11 protein-coding genes are annotated in these 8,050 nt (G+C 56.9%); 7 read left to right on the plus strand and 4 right to left on the minus strand.

Annotated elements, in window-relative coordinates; genetic code table 11:
• The first annotated feature begins 8 nt into the window (after positions 1 to 8).
• Both ABLW18_RS03095 and ABLW18_RS03100 read left to right on the plus strand, forming a co-directional pair.
• A complete protein-coding gene (locus ABLW18_RS03095; protein ID WP_347823407.1) occupies positions 9 to 926 on the plus strand; it encodes a sulfite exporter TauE/SafE family protein in 918 nt (305 codons plus the stop codon).
• The gene (locus ABLW18_RS03100; RefSeq protein ID WP_347823408.1) at positions 926 to 1,693 is read left to right on the plus strand and encodes a TIGR02186 family protein; all 768 of its coding nucleotides are present in this window, start codon (positions 926 to 928) and stop codon (positions 1,691 to 1,693) included. The genes ABLW18_RS03095 and ABLW18_RS03100 overlap by 1 nt, the downstream gene beginning before the upstream one ends.
• On the opposite strand, the gene ABLW18_RS03105 is transcribed toward ABLW18_RS03100, so the two are convergent.
• The 4 genes from ABLW18_RS03105 to cobU form a co-directional block, all read right to left on the minus strand.
• On the minus strand, positions 1,615 to 1,896 hold the full coding sequence (locus ABLW18_RS03105) for a hypothetical protein (RefSeq protein ID WP_347823409.1): 282 nt from the start codon (positions 1,894 to 1,896) through the stop codon (positions 1,615 to 1,617). The genes ABLW18_RS03100 and ABLW18_RS03105 overlap by 79 nt on opposite strands.
• Entirely contained in the window at positions 1,851 to 2,306 is a 456-nt protein-coding gene (locus ABLW18_RS03110) for a magnesium chelatase domain-containing protein (protein WP_347823410.1), read from the minus strand. The genes ABLW18_RS03105 and ABLW18_RS03110 overlap by 46 nt, the downstream gene beginning before the upstream one ends.
• A gap of 87 nt (positions 2,307 to 2,393) precedes the next feature.
• Positions 2,394 to 2,966, minus strand: a complete 573-nt coding sequence (locus ABLW18_RS03115) for a histidine phosphatase family protein (RefSeq protein ID WP_347823411.1) — start codon at positions 2,964 to 2,966, stop codon at positions 2,394 to 2,396.
• The gene (cobU, locus tag ABLW18_RS03120) at positions 2,963 to 3,496 is read right to left on the minus strand and encodes a bifunctional adenosylcobinamide kinase/adenosylcobinamide-phosphate guanylyltransferase (protein ID WP_347823412.1); all 534 of its coding nucleotides are present in this window, start codon (positions 3,494 to 3,496) and stop codon (positions 2,963 to 2,965) included. The genes ABLW18_RS03115 and cobU overlap by 4 nt, the downstream gene beginning before the upstream one ends.
• An 89-nt stretch (positions 3,497 to 3,585) precedes the next feature.
• On the opposite strand from cobU, the gene ABLW18_RS03125 reads away from it, so the two are divergent.
• The 5 genes from ABLW18_RS03125 to ABLW18_RS03145 form a co-directional block, all read left to right on the plus strand.
• Complete coding sequence (locus tag ABLW18_RS03125) at positions 3,586 to 4,464, plus strand: RNA polymerase factor sigma-32 (RefSeq protein WP_347823413.1); 879 nt, start codon at positions 3,586 to 3,588, stop codon at positions 4,462 to 4,464.
• A gap of 56 nt (positions 4,465 to 4,520) precedes the next feature.
• Positions 4,521 to 5,711 carry a bifunctional phosphopantothenoylcysteine decarboxylase/phosphopantothenate--cysteine ligase CoaBC gene (gene coaBC, locus ABLW18_RS03130; protein ID WP_347823414.1) on the plus strand — a complete coding sequence of 397 codons (1,191 nt, stop codon included), beginning with the start codon at positions 4,521 to 4,523 and terminating at the stop codon, positions 5,709 to 5,711.
• A gap of 14 nt (positions 5,712 to 5,725) precedes the next feature.
• Positions 5,726 to 6,169 carry a dUTP diphosphatase gene (dut, locus tag ABLW18_RS03135; RefSeq protein WP_347823419.1) on the plus strand — a complete coding sequence of 148 codons (444 nt, stop codon included), beginning with the start codon at positions 5,726 to 5,728 and terminating at the stop codon, positions 6,167 to 6,169.
• A complete protein-coding gene (gene moeB, locus ABLW18_RS03140) occupies positions 6,166 to 7,215 on the plus strand; it encodes a molybdopterin-synthase adenylyltransferase MoeB (protein WP_347823415.1) in 1,050 nt (349 codons plus the stop codon). Before dut ends, moeB begins: the two co-directional genes overlap by 4 nt.
• A 1-nt stretch (position 7,216) precedes the next feature.
• The coding region (locus ABLW18_RS03145) for a M3 family metallopeptidase (protein WP_347823416.1) at positions 7,217 to 8,050 on the plus strand (834 nt) is incomplete at its 3' end.

The following is an 8,050-nucleotide window of genomic DNA, read 5'->3' on the forward strand; positions in this document are numbered from 1 at the left end:
GCGGCGGCATGTATATCTATCTGCCCATTGCTGAAGTCTCTGTGAACGCTTTTCTCCTGCTGGGTCTCGGTGGGATGGTCGGGATCCTGTCTGGCATGTTTGGCGTTGGCGGTGGCTTCTTGATGACACCGCTTTTGTTTTTTATCGGCATCCCCCCTGCGGTGGCCGTTGCGACCGAAGCCAATCAAATTGTGGCCTCTTCGTTCTCGGGCGTGTTGGCGCATGTGAAACGCAAGACGGTGGATTTCAAAATGGGCGGTGTGCTGCTCATCGGCGGGTTGGTCGGTGCTGCGCTTGGGGTGGTTGTGTTCAATTACCTCAAAAGTTTGGGCCAAGTCGATCTCCTGGTTAAATTGTGTTATGTGCTGTTTTTAGGGGTCATTGGCAGCTTAATGTTCGCCGAAAGCCTGCGCGCGCTGCGGAAATCGAAACAGGTGGCCGTGGTCAAGCCGCGCAAAAAACGCGGTTTGGTGCATGCTTTGCCGTTTAAAATGCGGTTCCGGGTGTCGGGTCTGTACATCTCCATAATCCCACCCATCGTTGTCGGCGTTGCCGTTGGAGTCTTGGCGGCGATCATGGGCGTGGGCGGTGGTTTCGTGATGGTTCCGGCGATGATTTACCTGCTGGGTATGCCAACAAAAGTTGTGGTGGGCACATCGCTGTTTCAGATCATTTTCGTGACGGCGTTTACCACTATGCTGCACGCCACCACCAACTACACGGTGGATATGGTGCTGGCGGTATTGCTCTTGATCGGAGGGGTGATCGGCGCACAATTCGGAACGATGATTGGCGCCAAGCTCAAAGCAGAGCAGCTGCGCATCCTTCTTGCGCTTATGGTGCTACTTGTTTGCGCCAAGCTGGCGTTTGACCTGATTGTGGAACCCTCCGAGCTGTTCAGCCTCGGCGTTGTAGGAGGCCATTGATGCAAGGTTTTTTCGCAAGAGTTCTTCTCGTCCTGCTAGCCCTGGCTGGCCCGGTTTCGGCACAGGATATTGTTCTGGGCATGTCGAAAAACGAAATTGGCATTACTGCGTTTTTTAATGGTTCGGAGATCTTAATCTTCGGTGCCCTGAAACATGAAACTGTGGCCAGTTCGGCCGGTGATCTCGATGTTGTAGTCACCATCGCCAGTCCACGCGACCCGGTCACGGTGCGCCGTAAGGACAAACGCTTGGGGATCTGGGTCAATGTTGAGGCTTTTGATGTTGATTTGGCGCCCAGTTTTTACGCTGTGGCCACGACCGGGCCCTTTGACCAAGTTGTCAGTCAGGCATCTGATCTGTGGCATCAAATCTCGGTGCGCCAGTTGATCCGTGCAGTGACAATCCCCCCCAGCACCAACAATAAAGATCAATTTACCGAAGCTTTGGTGCGCGTGCGCGAAGAGCAGGGTCTTTATCAAATGCTGCCTGGTTCGGTGCAGCTGCAAGAGCAAACTTTGTTTTCGACCTCTGTTTCCCTGCCGTCAAATTTGGTTGAGGGAGCCTATTTGGCGCGTATTTTCCTCATGCGCGACGGCGAGGTTGTGTCGCAGTATCAGACGTCAATTGATGTGCAGAAGGTTGGCATCGAGCGTTGGCTGTATAATTTGGCCCACGAGCGCCCCGTTGTTTATGGGCTACTTTCATTGGCCATTGCCATTTTTTCTGGCTGGGCTGCGGCTGCGGCTTTTCGGCTTTTGCGCGGCTGAGACGGGCCGCGCCCCGCAGCCAGCCGGAAGCTGGCGGCCTCGGCAATATGGGCCCGTTCAACCACCTCACTGCCAGCCAGGCCCGCAATGGTGCGCGCCACCCGCATGACCCTGTGATAGCCCCGGGCTGTTAGGCCAAACCGTTCGGCAATTTCGATCAAAAGCGCTTGGCCATCTGCGTTGGGTTTTGCGAATGTCTGCAACACGGCTCCCTCCGCATCTGCATTGACCATTCAGTGCGGAATTTTGGAATATCTCTCGGATTGTCGTGTGCGCGCCGCGGTGATGCGCAGCGCCACTTCGGCACTTGGCGCGCTGTCGCAGGGCAGTTCGAGATCGCTGTAGGCGACAGGCGGTACATCGACATGCAAATCAAACTGATCCAGCAGTGGACCAGATATGCGGGCGACAGGTTCACCGTGATCCGTTTGGAGGGAAGGGCAATCGACAGGGCATCCAGCATAGCCCGTACCCGCTCGCGCGCCTCACTGACAGCTTTGTTGGCCAGCCCGACTATTTGAAAACTCGGCAGGCTCGGCGCCAATGCGCATTGCACCTCGACTGGCCGGGCCTCCACCCAGTGAAATGCAACAGTATAGGTAACGGCCACCATCGGCTATGCCCTGTATGGTTACGAGTCCTGGGAGCATAGGAGAAGATGGTTTACGAAAGATGAATCTGTCGATGCGGCGCTATGAAGTCATGGCAAGTGGTTGATGCAGACAACCTGCCATTCACCCGCGTCTTCGCGCAGATGGGTGATGCTGAAATTGTCGATTTTATGGGCAAGGCAAGCGTAGGCGCTGGTATTAAGGGCGCGCTGGACCTGGGTTAGGATGATACCGAAATGCGCCACGGCGATGATGCTTTTGTGGGCCGCATTCAACCGGTCGACCACCGGGTGGGCGCGGGCGGCGGCCATGTTCCAGCTTTCTCCATTTGGCGCCATGATAGTGCCGGGTTTTTCCCAATAATCGCGGCTCAATTTTGGATCAGTCTGCGCAACATCTGACCAGTGCCGCCCATCCCAATCGCCGAAATCAAACTCTCTGAGGCCCGGTTCGTGTGGCAGGCGGTGCCGCGCGCCTGCAAAGGCATCGGCGGTGGTGACAGAGCGGATCAGATCAGAGGAGACCACCACAGCCTCAGATGGCAAATACGCATTTAGGCGGCCGATTAAGGCGCGGTCAGACAGATCGGCGGGCACGTCGCGCCATCCGGTGAAATTTTTTTCATGGGTCGGGCCGTGCCTAATCCAAAACCAATCGCTCATGGCGCAGCCTTGAGAATTTGCGCGATGCCGGCGGTGACGAAGATCACCTCCTGCGCCAGCTGGGCGAGATCTTGATTGAGGTGGCCTTGGTGTTTGACAAAGGCCCGCGCCATCGCATTGTCTGGTGTAATGCCCTGACCAACTTCATTGCTGACCACAATAACCGGGCAGGGGGCTTGGGCGAGACCCTCGCAAAGCGCGGCACATGCGCTTTGAATATCTCGCTCGGCCATCATGAGGTTGCTCAGCCACAGCGTGACGCAATCGAGCAGGATAATTTCGTCTGGCTGAGCCGCCGCCAGAGCCTCGGCAAGATCCAGCGACGCCTCTACGGTGGTCCAATCTGGTCCGCGTTGCAGGCGGTGCTGCGCAATTTTGACGCGCATTTCATCATCCCAGGCCTGCGCAGTTGCGATATAGCGCCGAGGCCGGCCGGTGGCGACAACCAACTGTTCGGCAATCCGTGATTTGCCGGAATTTGCGCCACCAAGCACCAGGCGTAGGGCTGGAGATTTGTTTTCTGCAGGCATTGTGTCCCCAAGAGTGATCCATTCTGCATGTACCTGCGTAAGAAGAGAGTAACAAGTTTTTCATCTTTTTCTGATTGGGAGGCGAACCGATGCCTTTAGACGGCCGCACCGAGAATTTTCTTCCGCGCACTGCTATGAAAGCGGAGATGCTTGACGCTGAAACGGAATTGAAATTGGCCTATGCTTGGCGTGATGAACGCTGCGAGCAAAGCCTTCACCGATTGATTAATGCCTATATGCGATTGGCGATTTCGCAAGCGGCAAAATTTAAACGCTATGGCGCGCCTATGGGAGATTTGATCCAAGAGGCCGGGCTTGGTCTGATGAAAGCGGCCGAGAAATTTGACCCTGACCGTGGTGTGCGGTTCTCAACCTATGCGGTGTGGTGGATCAAGGCCTCTGTCCAAGAATATGTCATGCGCAATTGGTCGATGGTGCGTACGGGCTCCACGAGCCCGCAAAAATCCCTGTTCTTCAATATGCGCCGCATCCAGGCGCGGATTGAGCGCGATGCGAATAACGCCGGTCAAACCCTGGACCGGCACCAATTGCAGCAATTGATTGCGCAGGATTTGGGTGTGCCATTGCATGATGTGGAGATGATGGACGGACGCTTGTCTGGCTCTGATTTTTCGCTCAACGCGACGCAATCGACCGAAGACGAAGGCCGCGAATGGATTGATGCGCTGCCAGATGACAGCGCGCAGGCCGCAGAAATCGTTGAGCTTGACCATGACCAAGAGGCACTCCGCAAGTGGCTCTTGCAGGCGATGAGCGTGCTCAATGATCGCGAAAGATATATCGTGCGGGAGCGTAAGTTGATTGAGGTGCCGCGCACTTTGGAAAGCCTAGGCGAAGAATTAGGTCTGTCGAAAGAGCGGATCAGACAGGTGGAAGCGGCTGCGTTTAAGAAAATGCGCCTGGCGCTGGAAACTCAGGCCCCGGAGGCAAGCGCATTTTTTCAATGATCTTTTTGCCTGTACCAGACCTTGCAGAGCGAGGTCTGGCTGCGTAACTGTAGACCATGAACGAAAAACACATTCTTTTAATCATCTCTGGTGGCATCGCTGCGGTGAAGCTTCCGGAGTTGATTCGCAGTTTGACTGCGCAAGGCGCGCGTGTCACGCCCGTCTTGACGCAATCTGGCGCGCAATTCGTAACCCCCCTCTCAATAGCGGCCCTTGCGCGCTCTAAGGTCTTCACGGAGCTGTTTGACCTGACCGAAGAGGCCCAGATGGGCCATATAGAACTGTCGCGCGCCGCAGACCTTGTTTTGGTGGCACCCGCCACGGCACAAATTATGGCCAAAATGGCGCAGGGCATGGCGGATGATCTGGCCACGACCCTGCTTTTGGCCACGGATACACCTGTGATGATTGCCCCCTCGATGAATGTGCGCATGTGGCAGCACCCCGCCACGCAGCGCAATTTGAAGCGGTTGCAAGAGGATGGGGTGCAGATCATTGGCCCCAATGACGGCGAGATGGCCTGCGGCGAATATGGCCCGGGTCGCATGGCGGAAGTTGATGAGATTTTGGCGCGGGTTGTGGGCTTTTTCCGCAACGGTCCGCTTTCGGGGCGTCATGTGCTGGTCACCTCGGGGCCCACCCATGAGCCCATTGACCCCGTGCGCTATATCGCCAATCGCTCTTCTGGTGCGCAGGGCACAGCTCTGGCAGCGGCCTTACGTAATCTCGGTGCACGGGTCAGCTTTGTCACCGGCCCCGCGCGTGTGCCGCCGCCCACGGGCGTTGATGTGCATCCGGTCCAAACTGCGCAAGAGATGTTGACTGCGGTTGAGGGGCTCTTGCCCGCGGATGCGGCGGTTTTTACGGCGGCGGTGGCCGATTGGCGTATGGCGGATGCCCATGGCCAAAAGATCAAGAAGCAGTCTTCTGGCGCTCTTCCAGTTTTGCAATTTGCCGAAAACCCAGACATTCTTGCGCGTGTTTCAGCGCATGAGCTGAGGCCGCAATTGGTTGTGGGCTTTGCGGCAGAGACGGAGCATGTGATCGACAATGCAACATCAAAGCGCCTGCGCAAGGGCTGCGATTGGATCGTCGCCAATGATGTGACCCCCCAGACCGGCATCATGGGCGGGGCACATAACAAAATTACCCTCATCGATAAGGCGGGCGCCGAGACCTGGGATGAGATGCCTAAGATCGATGTCGCGCGCCGGTTGGCGCAGCGCATCGCGGATGCTTTGACGTGAACCCTGTCATTGAGATGAACTGGGAGGAGGGGGCCGATGCCAGCTTTGGCCTGCCGGCCTATGCCACCCCGGGTGCCGCTGGCGCAGATCTGCGCGCCAATTTTCTCGATCGAGGGGATGCAATTGTTCAGCCGGGCGCACGATTGTTGATTGGCACCGGGCTGCGCCTGGCTATACCAGCGGGCTATGAGGTGCAAATTCGCCCCAGATCTGGGCTTGCTTTGAAACACGGGATCACATTGGCCAATGCACCCGGTACGATCGACAGTGACTATCGAGGCGCGTTGGGTGTGATTTTGCTCAATACGGGCACTGAAGCCTTTCAGATACGTCATGGAGACCGAATTGCGCAAATGGTCGTGGCCCCGGTGGTTCAGGCGGCATTTGCTCTTGTGTCAGAGCTGGACACAACGGCGCGTGGTGCAGGTGGGTTTGGCTCCACAGGACGTGGCTCATGATCCTTGTCGGCACAATTTGTGCGGTTCTTTGGGTCATTGGCTGGGCCATGAGCGCGCCAAAACGGCAACGCTGGGGCATGATTGCGGTGGTATTTGTGGGGGTGATTTTAGCTCATCTGATTTTGCCTGATGGTCATCCGTTGCGCAGTAACACAGGCGGTTCGTGGGAGCTCTGGGCAATCATTGCTGCTTTTGCGTCAATTATTTGGATCTATCGGCAAGGTCTGCGCAAATTAAAGACACGTGCGGCACCGGCCGTATCTGGTGCTGATGCAGCAATGTCGGCCGCTGAGCTGGACCGCTATGCCCGACACATCGTTATGCCAGAGATTGGCGGGGCCGGGCAGATGCGGCTGCGCGGCGCTAAGGTCTTGGTGATTGGGGCAGGCGGGCTTGGCGCACCCGCACTGCAATATCTGGCGGCCGCCGGCATTGGCACCATTGGTGTTGTTGATGATGACACCGTGGCACCCAGTAATCTACACCGGCAAGTTATTCACCGCGACATGGATATTGGGCGAGCTAAAGTTACCTCTGCGGCCCGGGCCATTGGTGATTTGAATCCCTATGTGGCGGTGAACAGCTACAATCATCGTCTCACCGACACGCGTGCCGAAGAGCTGGTTGGCCAATATGACATCGTTCTGGATGGCACGGATAATTTCGAGACGCGCTATGTGGTGAACGCAGCCTGCGTGGCGCGTGCAAAACCCTTGGTCAGCGGAGCTTTGAGCCAATGGGAAGGCCAGGTCGCGCTGTTTGATCCGGCGCGCTCTGGTCCGTGCTATCAATGCGTGTTTCCCAACGCGCCCAAGCCGGAGTTGGCCCCCAGCTGTGCCCAGGCCGGGGTCTTTGCAGCCCTGCCGGGGATTATCGGCAGCCTGATGGCGGCGGAGGCGTTGAAATATATTTTGAATGCCGGCACATCGCTGCGCGGCCAGATGGCGATCTACAATGTGCTCGACGCGCAAAACCGTATGATAAAAACCAAACCGCGGGTAGATTGCCCGATTTGTGGCTCAAATTCTTCAGATGGACTGTCTTGATATGAACCTGCTTGAACCTTGGAACACCCCCTTTGGCCTCGCGCCTTTTGATGCCATCTCAGATGCTGATTTTGCTCCCGCTATGGATGTGGCATTGGCTCAAGCGCGCTCTGGCATGCAAGCGATTGCGCAGAGTTCACAGGTGCCCAGCTTTGAAAACACCATTGAAGCGCAGGAGGTGGCCGAAGCGCCGCTCAATCAGCTGGCCGCTGCGTTTTACACTTTGGCCAGCACCGATAGCACGCCCATCCGCGAAGAGCTGCAACGGGATTTGGCGCCGAAACTGTCGGCCTATAGTTCTGCGGTGACGTCCGATGTCGCGCTGTTTGCCCGGATTGAAAATCTGTGGTCGCGGCGTGCGTCGATGGGATTGTCAGCTGAGCAAGAGCGGGTCTTGATGCTAACGCGCCGGGACTTCATTCGGGCCGGGGCCAAGCTCACCGGGGCAGAGGCGGCGCGCATGGCTGAGATCAAATCGCGGCTTGCCAGCTTGGGCACGAAATTCATGCAAAACCTACTGGCTGACGAACGGGATTGGGCCTTGCCCTTGAAGGCTGATGATCTTGCGGGCTTGCCTGATTTTGTGGTGCAGGCGGCTCAAGCTGCAGGACAGGAGAAAGGCTTTGATGGCCCTGTGGTGACCCTATCGCGGTCCCTCATCGTGCCATTTTTGGAATTTGCCGATCGTCGGGACCTCCGCGAGATGGCATATAAAGCCTGGACCGCTCGGGGCGCCAACGGTGGTGAGACGGACAATCGGGAGATTGTCAGCGAAACCCTGCGATTGCGCCAAGAGCAGGCGGCTTTGCTTGGTTATGAGAGTTTCTCAGACTTC

The organism is uncultured Planktomarina sp. (genome assembly GCA_943788425.1).
Lineage (GTDB): Bacteria > Pseudomonadota > Alphaproteobacteria > Rhodobacterales > Rhodobacteraceae > Planktomarina.

Excerpts from the sequence above, each read along its gene's own strand:
- ABLW18_RS03115 (WP_347823411.1), bottom strand. The coding sequence starts at position 2,966 with ATGAGCGATTGGTTTTGGATTAGGCACGGCCCGACCCATGAAAAAAAT.
- ABLW18_RS03095 (WP_347823407.1), top strand. The coding sequence starts at position 9 with ATGTATATCTATCTGCCCATTGCTGAAGTCTCTGTGAACGCTTTTCTC.
- coaBC (WP_347823414.1), top strand. The coding sequence starts at position 4,521 with ATGAACGAAAAACACATTCTTTTAATCATCTCTGGTGGCATCGCTGCG.
- ABLW18_RS03110 (WP_347823410.1), bottom strand. The coding sequence starts at position 2,306 with ATGGTGGCCGTTACCTATACTGTTGCATTTCACTGGGTGGAGGCCCGG.
- dut (WP_347823419.1), top strand. The coding sequence starts at position 5,726 with ATGAACTGGGAGGAGGGGGCCGATGCCAGCTTTGGCCTGCCGGCCTAT.
- cobU (WP_347823412.1), bottom strand. The coding sequence starts at position 3,496 with ATGCCTGCAGAAAACAAATCTCCAGCCCTACGCCTGGTGCTTGGTGGC.
- ABLW18_RS03125 (WP_347823413.1), top strand. The coding sequence starts at position 3,586 with ATGCCTTTAGACGGCCGCACCGAGAATTTTCTTCCGCGCACTGCTATG.
- moeB (WP_347823415.1), top strand. The coding sequence starts at position 6,166 with ATGATCCTTGTCGGCACAATTTGTGCGGTTCTTTGGGTCATTGGCTGG.
- ABLW18_RS03100 (WP_347823408.1), top strand. The coding sequence starts at position 926 with ATGCAAGGTTTTTTCGCAAGAGTTCTTCTCGTCCTGCTAGCCCTGGCT.